18 protein-coding genes are annotated in these 20,358 nt (G+C 68.7%); 14 read left to right on the forward strand and 4 right to left on the reverse strand.

The genetic code is table 11. From position 1 onward, the window contains the following. Both ACYVD1_RS30320 and mce read right to left on the reverse strand, forming a co-directional pair. Positions 1-1,205: DivIVA domain-containing protein (locus tag ACYVD1_RS30320; protein ID WP_460777934.1), on the reverse strand; the 1,205-nt coding region annotated here is incomplete at its 3' end. A gap of 420 nt (positions 1,206-1,625) precedes the next feature. Further along, complete coding sequence (gene mce, locus ACYVD1_RS30325; RefSeq protein WP_460777935.1) at positions 1,626-2,084, reverse strand: methylmalonyl-CoA epimerase; 459 nt, start codon at positions 2,082-2,084, stop codon at positions 1,626-1,628. A gap of 86 nt (positions 2,085-2,170) precedes the next feature. On the opposite strand from mce, the gene ACYVD1_RS30330 reads away from it, so the two are divergent. Further along, positions 2,171-3,361, forward strand: coding sequence for an acetyl-CoA C-acetyltransferase (locus ACYVD1_RS30330; protein WP_460777936.1), 1,191 nt, complete (start codon positions 2,171-2,173; stop codon positions 3,359-3,361). 113 nt (positions 3,362-3,474) lie between these two features. Continuing rightward, a complete protein-coding gene (gene meaB, locus ACYVD1_RS30335) occupies positions 3,475-4,443 on the forward strand; it encodes a methylmalonyl Co-A mutase-associated GTPase MeaB (protein WP_460777937.1) in 969 nt (322 codons plus the stop codon). 197 nt (positions 4,444-4,640) lie between these two features. On the opposite strand, the gene ACYVD1_RS30340 is transcribed toward meaB, so the two are convergent. Next, on the reverse strand, positions 4,641-6,320 hold the full coding sequence (locus tag ACYVD1_RS30340; protein WP_460777938.1) for a glycosyl hydrolase family 18 protein: 1,680 nt from the start codon (positions 6,318-6,320) through the stop codon (positions 4,641-4,643). A 325-nt stretch (positions 6,321-6,645) separates the two neighbouring features. Here ACYVD1_RS30340 and ACYVD1_RS30345 point away from each other — a divergent pair, with 325 nt between their 5' ends. The 12 genes from ACYVD1_RS30345 (at position 6,646) to ACYVD1_RS30400 (ending at position 19,606) form a co-directional block, all read left to right on the forward strand. Next, positions 6,646-7,176, forward strand: coding sequence for a MarR family winged helix-turn-helix transcriptional regulator (locus ACYVD1_RS30345; RefSeq protein ID WP_460777958.1), 531 nt, complete (start codon positions 6,646-6,648; stop codon positions 7,174-7,176). A 111-nt stretch (positions 7,177-7,287) separates the two neighbouring features. Next, the gene (locus tag ACYVD1_RS30350) at positions 7,288-9,012 is read left to right on the forward strand and encodes an acyl-CoA mutase large subunit family protein (protein ID WP_460754920.1); all 1,725 of its coding nucleotides are present in this window, start codon (positions 7,288-7,290) and stop codon (positions 9,010-9,012) included. A 313-nt stretch (positions 9,013-9,325) separates the two neighbouring features. After that, positions 9,326-10,273, forward strand: coding sequence for a co-chaperone YbbN (locus ACYVD1_RS30355; protein WP_460777939.1), 948 nt, complete (start codon positions 9,326-9,328; stop codon positions 10,271-10,273). Between the two features lie 259 nt (positions 10,274-10,532). Further along, on the forward strand, positions 10,533-11,267 hold the full coding sequence (locus ACYVD1_RS30360; protein ID WP_460777940.1) for a cytidylate kinase-like family protein: 735 nt from the start codon (positions 10,533-10,535) through the stop codon (positions 11,265-11,267). A gap of 378 nt (positions 11,268-11,645) precedes the next feature. Beyond that, positions 11,646-13,043: a malic enzyme-like NAD(P)-binding protein gene (locus tag ACYVD1_RS30365; protein ID WP_460777941.1), complete on the forward strand. Its 1,398-nt coding sequence runs from the start codon at positions 11,646-11,648 to the stop codon at positions 13,041-13,043. Between the two features lie 52 nt (positions 13,044-13,095). After that, entirely contained in the window at positions 13,096-13,677 is a 582-nt protein-coding gene (locus tag ACYVD1_RS30370) for a YqgE/AlgH family protein (RefSeq protein WP_460754933.1), read from the forward strand. 73 nt (positions 13,678-13,750) lie between these two features. After that, a complete protein-coding gene (locus ACYVD1_RS30375; RefSeq protein ID WP_460754936.1) occupies positions 13,751-13,993 on the forward strand; it encodes a DUF3039 domain-containing protein in 243 nt (80 codons plus the stop codon). A gap of 497 nt (positions 13,994-14,490) precedes the next feature. Further along, entirely contained in the window at positions 14,491-15,279 is a 789-nt protein-coding gene (locus ACYVD1_RS30380) for a class E sortase (protein ID WP_460777942.1), read from the forward strand. Positions 15,280-15,295: 16 nt separating this feature from the next. Next, positions 15,296-15,526 (forward strand): hypothetical protein, encoded by a 231-nt coding sequence (locus ACYVD1_RS30385; protein WP_460777943.1) that lies wholly within the window; start codon positions 15,296-15,298, stop codon positions 15,524-15,526. A gap of 163 nt (positions 15,527-15,689) precedes the next feature. Then, positions 15,690-17,411, forward strand: a complete 1,722-nt coding sequence (locus ACYVD1_RS30390) for a DEAD/DEAH box helicase (RefSeq protein WP_460777944.1) — start codon at positions 15,690-15,692, stop codon at positions 17,409-17,411. Positions 17,412-17,487: 76 nt separating this feature from the next. Next, on the forward strand, positions 17,488-18,456 hold the full coding sequence (locus ACYVD1_RS30395; RefSeq protein ID WP_460777947.1) for a zinc metalloprotease: 969 nt from the start codon (positions 17,488-17,490) through the stop codon (positions 18,454-18,456). A 142-nt stretch (positions 18,457-18,598) separates the two neighbouring features. Then, positions 18,599-19,606, forward strand: a complete 1,008-nt coding sequence (locus ACYVD1_RS30400) for a tryptophan--tRNA ligase (protein ID WP_460777948.1) — start codon at positions 18,599-18,601, stop codon at positions 19,604-19,606. A gap of 129 nt (positions 19,607-19,735) precedes the next feature. Here the strand turns inward: ACYVD1_RS30400 and ACYVD1_RS30405 are convergent, their stop codons facing one another. Continuing rightward, positions 19,736-20,314, reverse strand: a complete 579-nt coding sequence (locus ACYVD1_RS30405) for an isochorismatase family protein (RefSeq protein WP_460777949.1) — start codon at positions 20,312-20,314, stop codon at positions 19,736-19,738. Positions 20,315-20,358 lie beyond the last annotated feature (44 nt).

A 20,358-nucleotide genomic window follows, 5' to 3' on the forward strand; every position in this document is an offset into this window, starting at 1 on the left:
GGGGCGGCCTGGCCGGACTCCGGGATCGCGGCGGGCGCACCAGCGGCCGGGGCGGCCGCGGCACCGCCGCCACCGAGCAGCTGACGCAGCTGCTGGAGGTGCGACTGGATGCTGTCCCGCTGGCGGTTGAGCTCGTCGACCTCCTTGTTGGCGGCCGTCATGACCCGGTTGGCCTCGGACTTGGCGTCGCTCAGCTGGTGGTCGGCCTTCGCCTTGGCCTCGGCCTCGATCTGACCGGCGTTCTTCTTGGCGTTGCTGACCAGCTGTTTGGCGTGGTTCTCGGCGTCGCGGCGGGTCTGCTCGGCCTGCTGGCTGGCGTTGGTGGCGCGCTGCTCGGCGCTGGCGGCACGCTCCTCGGCCTCGTTGACCATCTTCTGCGTGGCGGCCTGCGCACCGGCCAGGCGCTCGGCGTCCTGACGCTCGGCCTCGGCACGGCGGTCGGCCAGCTGCAGCTCGAACTGGTCCTCGGTCTCGGTGCGGCGAGCCTCGGACTCGGCGAAGGCCCGCTCGGCGTTCTTGCGCAGCTCCTCGGCCTGGCTCTTGGCCGACTGGATGGTCTCGTCGCGCTCGCGCTTGGCGGCGGCGCGGGCCTGGGCGCACTCCCGCTCGGTGGTGGTGCGCAGCTTCCCGATCTCACCTTCGAAGGTGGCGCGCTTCTCGGCGATCTCGTGGTCGACGGCGGAGCGCTTCTTCTGCACCTCGCGCTCGGTGGTGGACGCCAGCTCGTCGGCCTCGCGGCGGGCGGTGGTGCTGATCTCCTCGGCCTCGGTCTCGGCGCTCTGCCGCTGCTCGTCGGCCTCGCGCTGGGCCAGCGTGCGGACCTCGGTGGCTTCCGATTCGGCGGCCGCACGCATCTCGGCAGCCTCGATCTTGGAGGCCGACCGGATGTCGTTGGCGTCGATCTGCGCGCTCTGGACCAGTTCGTTGGCCTGCTCCTCGGCGAGGCGCAGCAGCTCCTCGATCCGAGAACCGAGACCGGAGTAGGACGGGCGCTCGCGCTCCTGCAGCTGCTGGCTCTTCGCGGACAGCTCCGACTTGACCTTGTCGATCTCCTTGGTGGACTGCTTGACCTCGTTGCGCAGGCCCTCCAGGTAGTCCGTCACCTGGGTGCGGTCATAGCCACGCAGCACTACGTCGAATTCGGGCGGAGTGTTGTCTTCGTCGAAGATGTTGTTGAGCTGGGTGTCAATGTTGTTTGACGACATGTGGCGGAATCCTGAACGGGTGCGAGACGGCTACTTGCAAAACTGCCGGGGGTGGCAGGAGGGCGGCTGCTGTACCCCGGTGGACGGGTTGTTTTCCGGGGTGAGCGAGCCAGAGGTGCAGGCGGACCGGTGTGACGGGTTCTGGTGACCCTGACCGCCTCCGACGGCCGACCCGGTGCGGTGCCGCAGCGGGAACGGCCGACCCGGCTCACGTACCGGACTGCAAGACATGGACCAACGCCGGACGAAAAAGCACATCCGGCAACTAGCAGACTTTATCAAGCGTGGAACCTCTGGGAAGGGGGTTTCGGGCAACTTCCGGTGGGGTCGGAGGTCATCCACGCCTGAGGAACTCAAGCTGTGATGTGTCCGGAACGTCCCCGTGACGTTTTTCGGCCTGATCACGCTCTCGGCGTGTCCTTAGTGGCTGCTTTGTACCAACTCGGTGAGAACGCCGCCACAGTCCTTCGGGTGCAGGAAAACGATCTGGGATCCGGCCGTTCCGGTCCGGGGCCCGTCACCCAGAACCCTAACGCCTTCGGCGCCCACCCCCGCGGCGCTCGCCGCGACGTCCGCCGTCCCGAAGGCGATGTGGTGCACGCCCTCTCCGTTCCGGTCAAGGAACTTGGCCACGGGAGAGTCCGGACGGGTCGGTTCGAGGAGTTGCAGATAAGTGGCGCCGCCATCGTCGGTGCCATTGATTCGGAGCATGGCCTCGCGGACCCCCTGCTCCTCGTTCACCTCCTCGTGCTCCACCTCGAAGCCGTACGTGGTCCGGTAGAACCCGATGGACGCGTCGAGGTCGCGGCACGCGATCCCGACGTGGTCCAAGCGGGTCAGACCGGAGAACGGGCCGGTGGGGCTGGGTGCGTCACTCACTGGGCGAACCTCTCGGACGTCGGTGTGATCTGTGTGGGTATCGTTGCAGACCAGGTGCGTCACCCATCACTTGGAGGCCAGTTAAGATGCCCGGTTCCGTCATCGTCGGTGGGGCTCGGACCCCCACCGGCCGACTCCTCGGCTCCCTCGCCGGGTTCTCCGCCGCAGACCTGGGCGGCTTCGCGATCAAGGCGGCGCTGGAGCGCGCCGGGGTCAGCGGCGACCAGGTCGGATACGTGGTCATGGGACAGGTTCTGCAGGCCGGTGCAGGGCAGATCCCGTCGCGCCAGGCCGCGGTCAAGGGCGGTATCCCCATGGACGTCCCGTCCGTGACCATCAACAAGGTCTGTCTGTCGGGCCTCGACGCCATCGCCCTGGCCGACCAGCTCATCCGCGCCGGAGAGTTCGACATCGTGGTCGCCGGCGGCATGGAGTCCATGACCAACGCCCCGCACCTGATGCCGAACGCGCGCAAGGGCTACAAGTACGGCTCCGTCGAGGTACTGGACGCCACCGCGCACGACGGCCTCACTGACGCCTTCGAGGGCGACTCGATGGGCGCCTCCACCGAGCGCCACAACGCCAAGACCGGCATCGAGCGCCCCGAACAGGACGCCTTCGCCGCCCGCTCCCACCAGCGCGCCGCCGCCGCTGCCGCCGAGGGGCGCTTCGACGAGGAGATCGTCCCGGTCGAGATCCCCCAGCGCAAGGGCGACCCGGTCGTCTTCGACGCCGACGAGGGCGTCCGTCCGGGCACCACCGCGGAGAGCCTGGGCAAGCTGCGCCCGGCATTCGACCGCGACGGCACCATCACCGCCGGATCCTCTTCGCAGATCTCCGACGGTGCCGCAGCGGTGGTCGTGATGAGCCGCGCCAAGGCCGAGGAGCTCGGCGCCCCGGTCCTCGCCGAGATCGGCGCCCACGGCAACGTCGCCGGCCCGGACAACTCGCTGCACTCCCAGCCCTCCAACGCGATCAGGCACGCCCTGGACAAGGCGGGCAAGCGCGTCGAGGACCTGGAGCTCGTGGAGATCAACGAGGCCTTCGCCGCGGTCGGTATCCAGTCCACCAAGGACCTGGGGGTCTCCGAGGAGATCGTCAACGTCAACGGTGGCGCCATCGCGATCGGTCACCCGATCGGGGCGTCCGGCGCCCGCATCGCCCTGCACCTGGTCCACGAGCTGCGCCGCCGCGGCGGCGGCCTCGGGGCGGCCGCCCTGTGCGGTGGCGGCGGCCAGGGCGACGCCCTGCTGTTCACGGTTCCCGCCGCCGAGTAGCGGACGCGGGCACCGCCCCGGTCCGCATGCGGATCCGGGTGAGGTGAGAGCGTACGGGCGGGAACCACAAGTTCCCGCCCTCATCTTTCTACTCGTCAAAATCGAGGAGTCCCATGAACGCCGCCCAGCTGGTCGAACGGGTTCGCGGGGGTGACCGCAGGGCGCTGGCCCGCGCGATCACCCTGGTCGAGAACGGTGCCGACGAACTACGCGAGATCATGGCGGGGCTGGCGCCCCACACCGGAAGGGCCCGCGTGGTCGGGTTCACCGGTTCCCCGGGGGTGGGCAAGTCCACCACCACGAACGCGGTGGTGCGCGCGGTGCGCGCGAGGGGGCTTTCGGTCGCGGTCCTGGCGGTGGACCCCTCGTCTCCCTTCACCGGCGGCGCCCTGCTCGGTGACCGGGTCCGTATGCAGGAGCACGCCACCGACACGGGCGTGTTCATCCGGTCGATGGCCAACCGGGGGCACCTGGGCGGCCTGTCCTGGGCGACCCCGCACGCGCTGCGGGTCCTGGACGCCGCGGGGTTCGACGTGATCCTCGTGGAGACGGTCGGGGTGGGCCAGGCCGAGGTGGAGATCGCGGGGCAGGCCGACACGACCGTCGTGCTGTGCGCGCCCGGCATGGGTGATTCGGTGCAGGCGGCCAAGGCTGGCGTGCTGGAGGTCGCCGACGTGTTCGCGGTGAACAAGGCGGACCGGGACGGCGCCAAGGTGACCCTGCGCGAGCTGCGTCAGATGATCGCGATGAAGGACCGCACCGACGAGGAGTGGAAGCCGCCGATCACGATGATGGTGGCGGCCAAGGACGAGGGGACCGACGAGCTCTGGGGGCGGGTCGAGGAGCACTTCGCCCACATGGAGGGGTCCGGCGAGCTGGCGTCGCGGCGCCGTGAGCGGGCCCGGGACGAGGTACAGGCGATCGTGGTGGACCTGCTCCGCGCCCGAATGGGCGGGGTGGGGTCCGACAGCGGACTGGACGGACTGGCCCGCGAGGTCGCGGCGGGGGAGCGGGACCCCTACGCCGCCGCGGACCTGCTGCTGAAGGAACTCGGCGCGGACGCTATCCCCCAACCGGAATGATCTTGGCCCCAGTTCCACCCTCGGCCGCCTTGGGGTGGAGATCAGGGGCAGGAACACCGGGGGTTCGGCCGCGAAATGGGGCCGGGGCGGACCGTCGCACGTCGGTCCGCCCCGGCCTTGGCGGCGGTGCTCCCCGGATCAGAGCACCGACGCCGCCCGTTCCCGAGCGCCCGTAGGCGGTTCGGGGGTCTGTGGTCCTATCGTCCGAGCGCCTCGTCGATGGCGGTCAGCAGGCTGCCATCGGAGTCGTCGCCGTCGATGGACCAGATCATGACGCCGCCGAGGCCGTTCTCGTTGGCCCAGTCCGTCTTCTGGGTCATGGAGACCTCGTCGTCGTAGGTCCAGAAGGTCTCGCCGTCGTAGAGCCAGGCCGTACCGAGGTCGTCGTCTCGGTACAGGTCGAAGCCGGACAGCTCCTTCAGCACCTTCCAGTCCTCGGTGCCGTCCTCGAAGCTTCCCGGTGCCGGGCCTTCGGCGGGCTGGAAGAGGCCGTCACCCTCGGGGCCGGGCTCCACTCCCGTCCATCCCTGGCTGTAGAACGGGACGCCCAGAACGATCTTGTCGGGGTCGACACCGCGCTCCAGGTAGGCCTCGACGTTGCCCTCGGTGGTGATCACCTCGTCCGGGTAGCCGGGGCTGTCCGGGTCCGCGACCAGGTTGGACTGGTGGTTGGTGGACTCGTCCCAGGACCCGTTGTAGTCGTAGCCCTGGACCGTGATGAAGTCGAAGTTGGGCATGATCTCGTCCAGCTCGTAGCCGGCGTCGACGCGCCAGGCACCCGCGGGCATGAACGAGCTGAGCTCGAAGTGGCGGCCGGTCTCCTCGCCGAGCTCGTCGAGCTGGTCTCGGAACTCCTGGACGAGGGCGGTGAAGTTCTCCCGGTCCTCGGGGCGGACGACGTTGTGCGGATTGCCCTCGGAACCGGGCCACTCCCAGTCGAGGTCGATGCCGTCGAAGATGCCGTAGCCGACGCCTTCGCCGCCCGCGCCGTCGATCTCGGGCAGGTCGCCCTTGAGGTACAGGTCGACGCAGGAGCTGACCAGGTTCTCGCGCGACTCGGGGGTGAGTACGGCGTCCGAGAAGTGCTTCGACCAGTTCCAGCCGCCCAGCGAGACGCTGATGTCCAGGTGCGGGTACAGCTCCTTGAGTTTGCGGAGCTGGTTGAAGTTGCCGCGCAGGGGTTGGTCGGGCCCGTCGGCGGTACCGTCGACACTCTCCTCGGCGGGGGTGGCCCGGCCGTAGTCCGCCTCGGCGTCGCCCTCGTCGGGCTCGTTGGTCATGAAGCACTCGCCGTCGGCACCGACGTTGCCGAACGCGTAGTTGATGTGGGTGAGCTGCTCCGCGGCGCCCGATTCGATGAGGTCTCGGACGTGGTAGTCGCGCTCCTCGACACCCCACTGGGTGAAGTAGGCGACGTTGAGGCTGTCGTGCTGAGGGCCATCGCCCGGCTCACCGGCGCAGGGCGAGCCGTTGACGGTGCAGTCGACCAGGTGGCTGTTGCCGTCGGTGTGGATGCCGTTGTAGCCGAACTCGTAGGTTCCGCCGGCGGGCACCACGGCGCCCCAGTGCGGTGGGGCCACGGTGTAGCCGTCTTCCGCCGTTCCTTCGAGGGTGGCGTTCCACAGCTCGTGGATCCGGCTGCCCTCGGGGAGCTCGAACTCGATGTCCCAGTCGGTGAGGTCCGTCCCGGAGGCGTTGTGGACGGTGAACTCGCCCGTGTAGCCGGTGTCCCAGCGGGCGGATTCCACGTAGGTCACCGTGATGTCGGAGGCGTCGGCCTCCTCAGCGGTCACGGGGGACACGAACAGTGCGAGCGGTGTCACCAGCACTGCGGCGGCCACCACCGCGATTCGGTTTCTCAGTCGTCGTGAGCTCACGTCGGGAGGTCTCCTGATGGGGGTCGGTCAGGGAGCCCGGGGCCGGAGCCCCTGGGAGGAAATTATTAGGAAACTTAACTAATAATTCCGGAGGGCGTCAATGCCCGTACCGAAATTTCTGGGGCTGGCGGTCTCCCCCCGCGTCGCCGCGGCGCGAGGCGCTTTCCCCTCGGTGCATGGGCGGCGCTGGGGGCCGGACCAGTAGGTTCCGGGTCCGGCTGTCCCCAGGCGTCCGCTGGTCTTCGCCTCCACGCGGGTTGTGGGCGCCGGGAAGTGGGATCGGGTGCCAGCAACGACACCCTAGAGTGACGGCGTGGGAAACCCATTGAACCTTTCGTTCGACCCAATCGAGAGCGCACACGACAACTGGAGTCAGAGATGGGGTGCCTCGCCCGCCATGGCGGCGGTCACCTCTCTCATGCGCGCACAGCAGATCCTCATCGGCGAGCTCGACGGCGCCCTCAAGCCGTTCGGCCTGACCTTCGCCCGATACGAGGCGCTGGTCCTGCTCACCTTCAGTGCCTCCGGGGCGCTGCCGCTGGGCAAGATCGGTGAGCGCCTCATGGTGCACCCCACCAGCGTCACCAACACCATCGACCGGCTGGAGGGGCAGGGCCTGGTGCTCCGCCGCCCCAACCCGAGTGACGGCAGGGGTGTCCTGGCGGAGATCACCGAAGCCGGGCGCGAGGTCACCGAGGAGGCCAGTCAGGCACTCCTCGGTATGGACTTCGGCTTGGCCTGCTACTCCGAAGAGGAGCGCTGGCGCATGCACGAGATGTTCACTCGGCTCAGGGTGGACTTCGGTGACTTCCCCGCGCGGGCCTCCGAGGCCGCCGAGGTGGCCGAAGGGCGCTGACCCGAGGCGCGGGCGGCAGAGGCACCCGCGCTGACCAGGCACGATCCGGGTGTGCGGCCGCCAGGAGGTCCCGGCCTGTACATATATAGTTGGACGTCCTACTATTTTGGTATGGCGAACTCCACAGGCGATCCCACCAGCCGGGTACGCGACATCGAGGCAGGGCGCGACCGCTGGCAGCGCCGCTACGACTCCGCACGCAAGCGCGACGCCGATTTCACCTCACTGTCCGGACGGCCCCTCGAACCCGTCTACGGGCCCCGTCCCGGTGCCGAGGTCCCCGACTTCGAACGGATCGGCTGGCCCGGCGAGTACCCCTACACCCGAGGGCTCTACCCCACCGGCTACCGCGGCCGCGCCTGGACCATCCGCCAGTTCGCCGGGTTCGGCAACGCCCGGCAGACCAACGAGCGCTACAAGATGATCCTCGCCCAGGGCGGGGGCGGACTCTCGGTGGCCTTCGACATGCCCACCCTCATGGGCTACGACTCCGACTCGGCGCACGCACTCGGCGAGGTCGGCCACTGCGGGGTGGCGATCGACTCGGTCGCCGACATGGACCTTCTCTTCGACGGCATCCCCCTCGGCCAGACCACCACGTCCATGACTATCAGCGGTCCCGCCATCCCGGCCTTCTGCATGTACCTGGTGGCCGCGGAGCGCCAAGGCGTCGACATCGGGGGCCTCAACGGCACGCTCCAGACCGACATCTTCAAGGAGTACATCGCCCAGAAGGAGTGGCTGTACCCGCCCGAACCCCACCTGCGCCTCATCGGTGACCTGATGGAGTACTGCGCGGAGCACATCCCCGCCTTCAAACCGCTGTCGGTCTCCGGCTACCACATCCGCGAGGCCGGAGCCACGGCCGCGCAGGAGCTGGCCTACACCCTGGCCGACGGGTTCGGCTACGTGGAACTCGGCCTGTCCAGAGGCCTGGACATCGACCGCTTCGCCCCCGGGCTGTCCTTCTTCTTCGACGCCCACATCGACTTCTTCGAGGAGATCGCCAAGTTCCGCGCCGCACGCCGCATCTGGGCCCGCTGGATCCGCGACACCTACGGCGCGAAGACCGAGAAGGCGCAATGGCTGCGGTTCCACACCCAGACCGCGGGGGTGTCCCTCACCGCCCAGCAGCCCTACAACAACGTGGTCCGCACCGCGGTCGAGGCCCTGTCCGCCGTGCTCGGCGGCACCAACTCGCTGCACACCAACGCCCTCGACGAGACCCTCGCCCTGCCCACCGAGCAGTCCGCCGAGATCGCCCTCCGCACACAGCAGGTCCTCATGGAGGAGACCGGAGTGGTCAACGTCGCCGATCCGCTCGGCGGCTCCTGGTACGTGGAGGCACTCACCGACGAGATCGAGGCCGAAGCCGAACGGATCTTCGCGCACATCATGCGCATGGGCGGGGGAGAGGACGCCGAGCACACCATCGGCCCGATGACCTCCGGCATCCTCGCCGGGATCGACAACGGCTACTTCAGCTCCGAGATCGCCGAGTCCGCCTTCCAGTACCAGCAGGCCCTGGAGAAGGGCGACAAGCGCATCGTCGGCGTCAACTGCCACACGGACACCGTTTCGGGCGAGCTGGACGTCCTCAAGATCAGCCACGAGATCGAGCGCGAGCAGAAGCGCGCCCTCACCGAACGGCGCTCCCAGCGCGACAAGGCGGTCGTCGACAAGGCCTTGGCCCGACTACTGGAGGGGGTCCGGGCCAGCGACGGCAATCTGATCCCGCTCATCATGGACGCGGCCCGCGCGGAAGCCACCCTCGGCGAGATCTGCGCCACCATGGGAGAGGAATTCGGCACCTACACGGAGGCCCCGCAGTTCTAGTTCTGGGCCGCCGCCCGCCCGTCGCCCACCACCAACCCTCAACGGACGCCTACGGCGCGGTCTTTGCCAGGGCTAGCGGGTTTGGCTGTCGACTGAGAGATGCGCAGTGACAGTGCCGCTGGGGCGACGCGCAGCAGGGTATGTGTCCGCCGAACATGCCCTAGCGGCTTGACTCCTCTTGCACTGTGCTTGCTACAACCCAGGCTCTCCGGCGCTCTAACGGGACCCCCTGTGGTTGCCCTTAGCGGGAGGATGCCCATTGCTGTCCCGGGGCAGTCTCCGTACTGCTCCGGGATACGGCAGGATAGAGAGCATGCAGCCTTCGGACTTTTCACCGAACAGTGCGGTTGATCTCGGGGCGCGCAAGGCGGCCTTGGAGCGTGAGGCCAAGCAGCGCGCCGATGAGTCGGCCGGTCGAACCAACCCCTACGCCGTCAACGTCGACGAAGCCAACTTCCAGCAGGTACTGGAACGGTCCATGGCCGCCCCGGTCGTGCTGGCCGTCCTGGCGAGCTGGTCCGAGCAGTCCAAGCAGGTCGAGGCGGTACTCGACAAGCTCTCCAAACGCTCGGGCGGCAACTGGCTCCTCGGGAAGATCGACAGCGACGCCAGCCCGCAACTGGTGCAGGCGCTCCAGGTCTCCGGTACCCCGATGATCATCATCGCGGTCCAGGGGCAGGTCATGCCCCTCATGCAGGGGCCCGCCACCGAGGAGCAGCTGCGCGACGGACTGACCCAGGTCTTCGGGGCGCTCGCCCAGAAGGGCATGCTGCCCCAGGGCCACCCCGGCACCGTGGAGGGCGACCCCGCGGAGATGCCCGAGGAGGAGGCCGAAGCCGAGCCCGAGGGCGACCCGGTGACCGCCGAGGCCCAGGCCGCCCTGGAACGCGGTGACTTCGAGGGTGCCGCGGCCGTGTTCGAGAAGGCGCTCGGCGCCGACTCCAAGAACACCGAGCTCAAGGCCAAGCTCGCCCAGGTGCGGCTGATCGGCCGCCTCCAGGACGTGGACGGCCCCGCCGTGCGCCAAGCCGCCGCCGACAACCCCGCGGACGTGGACGCGCAGATCACCGTCTCCGACATCGACATGTACGGGGGCAAGTTCGACGAGGCCTTCGACCGCCTCATCGAGACGGTCAAGCAGACCAGGGACGAGGACCGGGACCGGGTCCGGGAGCACCTGGTCTCCCTCTTCGACCTGCTGCCCCCGGGCGACCCCCGCGTGGGGGCGGCCCGCCGCAAGCTCACCTCGGCGCTGTTCTAGACGGTCGTCTGAGCAACGTCGAGGATTGCTGACCGAGGACTACGGAACGCTGGTCAGCGGTGACATCCGGTGCCGGTGTCGGAGGTCTCCTCCGGCGCCGGCACATTTTTTTCGGATACCCAATCACGGCAGGACGTGGCAAAACAGCACGTATTTACCAGAGTGGAGAACGCTGGGATAGGGCCTCGCGCACCGGGTAGGAGACCGGCGACAGCGGTCCGTGGAAACCGGCCCGCGCGGCAGACCCGGCAGGTGCCCTATGGCCACGAACGACGCACCAGGCGCGCACGAAGGCGGCCCCGTCGTCACGATCTCGGCGACCTTCGGCGCGGGCGGAAGCGTGGTCGGTCCGGCCGTCGCCGCCCGGCTCAACGTCCCCTTCCTCAACCGTGCGGTACCCAGCGCGGTCGCCGCGGAGATCGGCTGCTCGCTGGACGAGGCACTCCAGCGCGACGACCGCGCACCCGGTGGCCTGGAACGGCTGCTCTCCAGCGCGGCCCGGCTGCCCACCGTCACGCTCGGCAGCGTGGACACCGCCTTCATCGGCACCACCAACGACGCGGGCCGCCTCCTCTACGACCACGAGTTCGTCGAGCGGACCGAAGACGTGATCCGGGAGGTCGCCCGGGTCGGCGGCGTGATCCTGGGGCGCGCCGCGGCCGTGGTCCTGGCCGACCACCCGAACGCACTCCACGTCCGCTTGGACGGGGACCGGGAGGCACGGCTCAGGAGGGCGCGCCGTCTCTGGGACGCCGGTGACCGGGACGAGTGCGGTGGACACGGCTGGGGCGCCAGTCCGCCCACACTCCGGCTGTTGGACGAGAACGACCGGGCCCGGGCCGCCTACGTGCGCCGCTTCTACCGGGTCGACCCGGCCGACCCCGACCAGTACCAGTTGGTGGTCGACTCCACGGTGCTTTCCACCGACGCCTGCGCCGACGTGGTGGTGCGCGCCGCCGCCGACCGGGAAGCGGGGGCGGCGCGTCCGGGCTGAGCAGGCCGCCAACACGCCATGAATTAATGCGATTTTTTCCGAAGGCGTTAATTGTCACCTTGTGCTGACGTTACCCGCTTGACTCGGGTAAGGTGAGGCGACTCGGTTGTGGGTTCTCGGTCAGCCCCCGGCCACCAACTGAGACCTGCTCGAAGGACAACCGATGATCGGGTGTCCAACGGCGGGACGCGCAACCGCCACGGGCCCGGAGCCCGGCTGGCGCGCAGGCGCCGACGAGGTTCCACCGGGCCAGGCCACGGAGTGCAGGGCCGTTCGCCCGACCCCGGTGGAGGTCCCGGCGTCGGTCCGTATGTCCACGGGAGGGGCCGCCGGTGTGCCCCGCGGACGCATGACATCAGCAAAGCCAAGGAGCAATACGTGGCCACCCTTCCCAGCGTTTCGTACTCCATCACCGTCCGTCTCGAACTGGACGCCGGAGGCAGCGCGGTCGGCAGCCTCACCAACGCGGTGGAGCAGGTCGGCGGTATGATCACCGCCTTGGACGTGGCGGCCGCTGGGCACGAGCGCATCCGCATCGACGTCACCTGCGCCGCCCGCGACACCGACCACGCCCAGGCGATCGTCGGCGCCCTCGGGGCGGTCGACGGCGTCGCGGTGCACAAGGTGAGTGACCGCACCTTCCTCATGCACCTCGGCGGCAAGATCGAGATGAAGTCCAAGGTGCCGCTGCGCAACCGTGACGAGCTCTCCATGGCCTACACCCCGGGTGTGGCGCGCGTCTCCCAGGCCATCGCCGCGAACAAGGACGACGCCCGACGCCTGACCATCAAGCGCAACAGCGTCGCCGTGGTCACCGACGGCTCCGCCGTCCTGGGCCTGGGCAACATCGGCCCCGAGGCGGCCATGCCCGTAATGGAGGGTAAAGCGGCGCTGTTCAAACGCTTCGCCGACATCGACGCGTGGCCCATCGCCTTGGACACCCAGGACGTGGACGAGATCGTCCGCACCGTCCAGCTCCTCGCCCCCGGCTTCGGCGGCATCAACCTGGAGGACATCTCCGCCCCGCGCTGCTTCGAGGTCGAGGCCCGCCTGCGCGAGCTCCTGGACGTCCCCGTCTTCCACGACGACCAGCACGGCACCGCGATCGTCGTGCTCGCCGCCCTGCGCAACGCCCTGCGCGTGGTCAACAAGAAGCTCTCCGAGTCCCGCATCGTCATGTCCGGCGCGGGCGCGGCCGGCACCGCCATCCTCAAGCTGCTCATGCACGCCGGTGCGCGGGACATCATCGTCAGCGACGTCCACGGGGCCGTGCACACGGGCCGGGACGACCTGGACGACAACCTGCGCTGGATCGCGGAGAACACCAACCCCGCGGGTTACAGCGGTGACCTCAAGGGTTCCGTGGCCGGGGCCGACGTCTTCATCGGCGTCTCCGCGCCGGACCTGCTCGGCGGTGAGGACATCGCCGAGATGAACGAGGACTCCATCATCTTCGCGCTGGCCAACCCCGACCCCGAGATCGACCCCGACGTCGCGCACCTGCACGCGGGCGTCGTGGCCACCGGGCGCAGCGACTACCCGAACCAGATCAACAACGTCCTGGTCTTCCCGGGCTTCTTCCGCGGTCTGCTGGACGCCCAGAGCCACGACGTCACCTCGGACATGATGGTCGCCGCGGCCGAAGCCCTCGCCGACGTGGTCACCGAGGACGAGCTGGGGCCGAACTACATCATCCCGAGCGTCTTCCACCCGGAGCTGTCGGCCCACGTGGCCACCGCGGTGCGCGATGTGGCTCAGCGCGGCCAGGCCGGCTAGTCGATTCGGCGCGGGGCGTCCACCAGGTCGAATTTGCGGGTAAAGGTGGACCATGGACCAGTCGACTCTGACCGGGCGCCTGCTGGTGGCCGCCCCCATTCTTCAGGAGGACTCCTTCCGCCGTTCGGTGGTCTTCGTCGTGGACGACGCCGCCGACGGCACCTTGGGGGTGATCCTCAACCGTCCGCTGGAGCTGCCGGTGGACGACGTGGTGACGGACTGGGGCGACTACGCCAGCGCGCCAGCGGTGATGTTCTCGGGCGGTCCCGTGGGTACCGACTCCGGGATCGCGCTCGGCACCGCCGCCACCGATGAGGAGCCGCTCGGCTGGGCCCCGCTGGAGGGGGCCGACCCCGGCCTCGGGCTGGCGAAGGTCGGCGTGGTGGACTTGGACGCGCCCACCGAGGTCCTCGGCTCCTCCCTGGCGGCCCTGCGCGTGTTCGCGGGTTACGCCGGGTGGAGTTCCGGGCAGTTGACGGGGGAGATCGAAGAGGGCGCCTGGTACGTGGTCGACGCCTTCGCCGACGACCTCTTCGGCGGTGACCCCGAGGGGCTCTGGTCACGGGTGCTGCGCCGCCAGGGCGGTGATCTAGCCCTGTTGTCGACCTATCCTGACGATCCCACCATGAACTGAGCGGCCCACACGAGGTGGGGTGGGCCGCAGCACCCTATACCGTGGTACACGGACGTTGAAAGGTGTGAGGACGATGTCGATGGATGTCCTGAACAAGGTTCTGCCGGACAGTGAGACCAAGCCGGACATCTCGCACGACGACGGTGACCGGGAACGGTTCGCCCACTACGTGCAGAAGGAGAAGATCACCCAGAGCGCGGTGACCGGAGACCCGGTGATCGCCCTCTGCGGCAAGGTCTGGGTCCCCAACCGGGACCCCAAGAAGTTCCCCGTGTGCCCCGACTGCAAGCGGACCTACGAGGAAATGACTAAGTGACGGTCCCTTTGGCCGTGCACGGAAGGCCTTGACCCACCCTCGCGGGTGAGCCAAGGCCTTCGTGCTGTCCTGGCCCCTACCCGGCGGCCCCGAACCGGGCAGAGCGATTTCGCAGGGGTCCGGCCCGCCGCCCGAACGGTGACCGGACCCGGCCATCGCGTCCGGCTGCACCTGGCCGACCCCACCGCCGCCCTGGACATCGGGCACCAGGTACTCGTAGTGTCCCTCGCGCGTTCGCTGGCGTCCCACGGTGAGGCGGTTATCGTGGTCCTGCACGATTTGGGTCTTGCCGCCGCGTACGCCCATCGTGTGGCGGTACTCTCCGAGGGACGGGTCGCCGCGCAGGGAACCCCCAAAGACGTGTCCACCGCGTCGATGCTCAGCTCCGTCTACCAGCACGAGGTCGAAGTCCTGCCGCATCCGCGTACGGGGGCCCGCTCGTCGTCCCCCTCCGGTAACCCGGGTGCACACGAAAGCGTCCACAGGAGTAGGTCGTATTGGTGTCCACAACTGAACGGCAGTCGTACGATGAGCACCCCTCCGAGAAGAGGGGCAGGTCCCCACGAGGGCGTCGGCGCCGTGCACGCAAACCCCGCACCACACCGGGAGACGTCGTACGCGGATTCGTACGCTTCTTCGGGGAGATCCTGCTGACCGCGGGGCTCCTGATGCTCTTCTACGCCGCCTACGAGGTGTACGGCTCCGCTTGGGAGACCGACCGGGAGCAGCAGGATCTGGCCGACGGCCTCGACGATGCGTGGGCCGTCGTCGACGAGGAGGCCGAGCAGGGGCCGGACTCCGAACCCCTTCCCGGGGCCGCGGACACGCGCCTCTACGTCCCCAGCCTCGACCTGGACTGGGTGGTGGTCAACGGCACCGAGCCCGACGACATCCTGTACAGCCCCGGCCGCTACACCCAGTACGAGAGCGACGCCGGCGAACTCGGCAACTACGCCGTCGCCGCGCACCGCACACCCGGCCTCTTCTGGGACATGGACCTGCTGGACGACGGCGACGTCATGGTCCTGGAGGACGGCGAGAACTTCTACACGTACGAGGTCTTCCGCGAGGAGACGGTCCTGCCCGAGGACTTCTGGGTGGTCAACCCCGACCCCTTCGACGAGGCCTCCGAAGAGGACCCCGAGCGGGCCCTGCTCACGCTCACCACGTGTGCCCCCAAGCTCAACAACACCCACCGGCTCATCGTCTGGGGAGAGCTGACCGAGACCACGCCCAAGTCCGACGGCATGCCCGAGAGCATCGAACACATGGCGCCGGACGCGTAGGGGAAGGGACACACGAATGTACGGTCTGATCTGGCGCATCCTGCCCGGTCCCTGGGCGTCGAAGTTCATCATGGCGGTGGGCTTGCTGGCGGGCGGGGCGGCGCTGCTGTGGTTCTTCGCCTTCCCGGCGATCTCCCCGCACATGCCCTTCAACGACGGAGCCGTCGACACCACGGGCATCGGCGGCGAAGAGGTTCCCGAGGAAGCGGTCCCGGACGAGGAAGAGGTCACCGACGAGGGAGCTTAGGGACACAGTCGGTTCGAAGGCGGCGCGGCGCGGGGAGCACCGTGCCGTTTGTCGTGGGGTGGCGGCAGAGTGGTCCGTTGTGCGCGGCACCACTGCCCGGACTCCGGGTCGGGGGGCCGGTGGGCGCTAACCTCTAGCAGGTGAGCAACGGGGGACGGAACGAATGACGGTGACGCAGACCACACCCGAGGATCGCGTGCGCGGCCTGCGGGCTTGGCAGCGGGAGGCCTTCGAGGAGTATTTCCGACGGCAGCCACGCGACTTCCTCGCGGTGGCCACCCCGGGCGCGGGCAAGACCACTTTCGCCCTCACCCTGGCCAGCGAGCTCCTGCAGCGGCACGCGGTACGCGCCATCACCATCGTCTGCCCCACCGAGCACCTCAAGAAGCAGTGGGCCGAGGCGGCGGCCCGGTTCGGCATCGCCATCGACCCCGACTTCAAGAACGGCCAGGGGGCGCTCGGCCGCCAATACGTCGGCGCGGCCACCACCTACGCCCAGATCGCGGCGCACCCGATGCTGCACCGCAACCGCACCGAGGCGCGCAAGACCCTCGTCATCTTCGACGAGGTCCACCACGCGGGCGACGCCCTGTCCTGGGGCGAGGCGGTCCGCGAGGCCTTCGACCCGGCCACACGCCGCCTGGCGCTGACCGGAACCCCGTTCCGCTCCGACGTCAACCCCATCCCGTTCGTGGACTACGTCCAGGACGCCGCCGGGGTGCGCCGCTGCTCCTGGGACTACAGCTACGGGTACGCGCCCGCCCTGGAGGACGGGGTGGTGCGGCCGGTCATCTTCATGGCTTATTCGGGCGAGATGCGCTGGCGTACCAGGGCGGGCGACGAGCTCGCCGCCCACCTCGGCGAGCCCCTCACCCAGGACGCGCTGGCCCAGGCCTGGCGGGCCGCCCTCGACCCCAAGGGCGACTGGATCAAGAAGGTCCTGCACGCCGCCGACCGGCGCCTGACCGAGGTGCGCAAGACCCACCCGGACGCGGGCGGCCTGGTCATCGCCAGCGACCACGAGAACGCCCGTGCCTACTCCCGCATCCTGCGGCAGATCACCGGCAAGGGTGCCACCGTGGTGCTCTCCGACGACCCCACGGCCTCCAAGAAGATCTCCCGCTTCGCCCAGGGCGACGACCGCTGGATGGTCGCGGTCCGCATGGTCTCCGAGGGCGTGGACGTTCCCCGCCTGATGGTGGGCGTGTACGCGACCTCCACCAGCACCGCGCTGTTCTTCGCCCAGGCCATCGGCCGCTTCGTCCGCGTGCGCCAGCGCGGCGAGGTGGCCTCCGTGTTCCTGCCGTCGGTACCCACCCTCCTGGAGTACGCGGGCGAGATGGAGCGCGAACGCGACCACGTCCTCGACAAGGCACCCTCGGACGACGAGTACCCGGAGGAGGACCTCCTCAAGGAGGCCAACAAGAAGAAGGACACGCCCGACGCGGGGGAGGAGCTCCCCTTCGAGACGATGGAGTCCGCGGCCGAGTTCGACCGGGCGCTCTACGACGGCACCGAGTACAGCGGCGCACCGGGCTCCAGCGAGGAGGAGGACTTCCTCGGCCTCCCCGGCCTACTGGACCCAGACCAGGTCTCCCAGCTGCTGCGCAAGCGCAAGGCCGACCTGAAGGCCACAGAGCTCAAGGCGAAGGGCAAGTCCGAACCCGAGGAGGAGTCGGGGCCGACCCACGAGGTCCTCGCCGAACTGCGCAAGGAACTCAGCGGTCTCGTGGGGGCCTGGCACCACCGCACGGGAAAGCCGCACGGCGTCATCCACAACGAGCTCCGCAGAGCCTGCGGGGGCCCCTCGGTGGCCCAGGCGTCCCCGCCCCAGATCCGCGAACGCATCGCCAAACTCAGAGCCTGGGCCGTGGGGAAGAAATAGTCTCAACCGGCAAAAACTAGGCAAGCCCACGCAAGGCAACCCGTCATGGGGAAATCGCGTAACTACAGTCCGTCAGATGATGGGACGAAGCCCTCGCGGAGGCTCAACCGCGACCTGGTCCGGTTTGGCCGCGTGCGCACTCGCACTGACCGGCCTCGTGGCGGGCGCCTCTCCCGCGCCCACCGAGCCCGTCCGGGAAGCGTCAGCCGAGTACTGTCCACCCGGTGCGGAGATGCTGGATGCCCGGGTCGCCGACCCCGGCGTGACCGAAGCAACGGAGGTCACCCCGGAACAGGCCGCCGAGTACGACGAAGAACTCCGTGAAGCCCTCGTGCCCCTGCGCGGCCACGAGTTCTCCGCGCCGCACGCGGTCCCCGTGGTGGTCCACGTGATCTCCGCGGAGGACGGCACCGGCGACGTCAGCGACAGCCGTGTCGACGAACAGCTCGACATCCTCAACCGCGCCTACCGAGGCGACTTCGCCACCGGCACCGAGGGCACGGACACCGGCTTCCGCTTCGAGCTGTCCTCAGTGGAACGCACCTACGACGACACCTGGTTCAACGACTTCAACCAGCACAGTGAGACCATCAGATCCACCCTCCGCCAAGGCGGCCCAGAAACCCTCAACATCTACACCACCGAACTCGCCTCCGGCCTGCTCGGCTTCTCCACGTTCCCGCAGGACTACTCCGGCCAGGACGGCGTGGTGATCGACCACGACACCCTCCCCGGAGGAGACCGGGACCGCTTCAACGAGGGCCAAACGGCAACCCACGAGGTCGGCCACTGGCTGGGCCTGTTCCACACCTTCCAGAACGGCTGCCAGAGCCCCGGCGACTACGTCGACGACACCCCTTACGAACGCGAAGCGGCCAGCGGCTGCCCCCTCGGGCGAAACACCTGCCCGGAGCGCCCAGGCAGAGACCCCGTCACCAACTTCATGAACTACAGCGACGACGCCTGCATGACCCACTTCACCCCGGGCCAGGCCGAACGCATGGTCGAACACTGGGCCGCATTCCGATCCAACGCCCGCGGGTAACCGCCACCCCAGGCAGTGAAGGACGCCCACTCCAGCCGCACCCCTGGAAGGACCCCAAACACCCGCTGTCGTAAACCGCACGGTGCCACCCTCCCCTCCACCGCAGCGGAAAACGGGTACCACCCGCCGTTAAGCTGGCCCCATGGCAGCGAACACCTATCTGACCGGGATCAAGCCCACCGGTGACTTCCACCTGGGCAACTACATCGGCGCGATCAAGCCCGCCCTCGCGGCCTCCGAGGGTTACGACACCTTCTACTTCATCGCGGACTACCACGCGCTCAACATCATCAGGGACGCTGACGAGCTCCGCCAGAGCATCCGGTCGGGCGCTGCCACCTGGCTGGCCTGCGGACTCGACCCCAACCGAACGGTCTTCTACCGGCAGTCCAGCATCCCTGAGACCTTCGAGCTCACCACCATCCTGAACACCCTCACCCCCAAGGGCCTCATGAACCGCGCGCACGCCTACAAGGCCGCGCGCGACCGCAACAACGAGGCGGGGATCACCGAGCTCGACGCCGGAATCAACATGGGGCTGTACAACTACCCCGTCCTCATGGCGGCCGACATCCTCATCATGGAGGGCGAGCGCGTCCCCGTGGGGCGGGACCAGTCCCAGCACATCGAGTACACGGCAGACATCGCCGGGTACTTCAACCACCGGTACGGGGACAGTTACACCTTCCCGCTCCCCAAGGGTGTGATCGACGACAGCGACGCGAGCATCCTGCCGGGTACCGACGGCCGCAAGATGAGCAAGTCGTACGACAACCACATCCCGCTCTTCCTGCCGGAGAAGAAGCTCCGCAAGGCCATCAACCGGATCCCCACCGACTCCACCCCGGTCGAGGACCCGAAGGACCCGGACTCCTCGATCCCGTTCCAGCTGCTCCTCCACTTCGCCGACGCCGACAAGGTGGCCGACGTGCGCAAGCGCCTGGAAGCGGGCGGTATGGGATGGGGCGATCTCAAGCGGGAGCTCTTCGAAGCGGTCAACGCCGAACTCGGCCCCAAGCGCGAGCGCTACGAGGAGCTCATGGCCTCCGAAACCGAGCTCGACGACATCCTCGAGTCGGGTTACGAGCGTGCCCGCGAGCGCGCTCGCCGCGTCCTGAGCAACGTCCGGGCCGCCATCGGCATCGACTAGGGATCGGGCCTGCTCAAAGCTTGGACCCACACAGGGCCCAGGCGCGAACAAGCACCCGAACACACGGAGCGGCCGTGACCTCGAGGGGTCACGACCGCTCCGTGTCTTCTCTCAGATCCCCAGGGAGCCTCAGCCAACCAACGGCTGGCCCTCCAGCGTCACACCGGCCTCCCCCAGCTCCGCCAAAGCGGAGTCCACCGTGGGTTTTGCTACCCCGGCGGTCAGGCTGAGCAGCACCCGCGTCCGGAAGCCCTCGCTCCTGGCGTCCAAGGCGGTCGCCCGAACACAGTGGTCGGTGGCGATGCCCACCACGTCCACCTCGTCCACGTTCCGGTCCCGCAGCCAGGTGACCAGGTTGGTCTTCCCGTCCTTGGCCGCTCCCTCGAAGCCGCTGTAGGCGGCCGTGTACTCGCCCTTGCTGAAGACCTCCTCGGCCACCGACGCGTCGAATTCGGGGTGGAACTCCGCGCCGGGGGTTCCCACCTCACAGTGGCGCGGCCAGCTGTTCACGAAATCGGGCGTCTCGGAGAAGTGCGCCCCAGGGTCGATGTGGTAGTCCCGGGTGGCCACCACGTGGTCGTACTCGTTCTCGGTGGCGCGCGCGTACGCCGTGACCGCCGCGGCGGTGCTCGCGCCGCCGACCACGCCCATGCTTCCGCCTTCGCAGAAGTCGTTCTGTACGTCAACCACGATGAGTGCCCGCGTCATGTCGGCACCTCTTTCCTCGCTGTTCGGAAGCGGTCAGTGCTGGT

This window comes from Nocardiopsis nanhaiensis, from assembly GCF_054778635.1.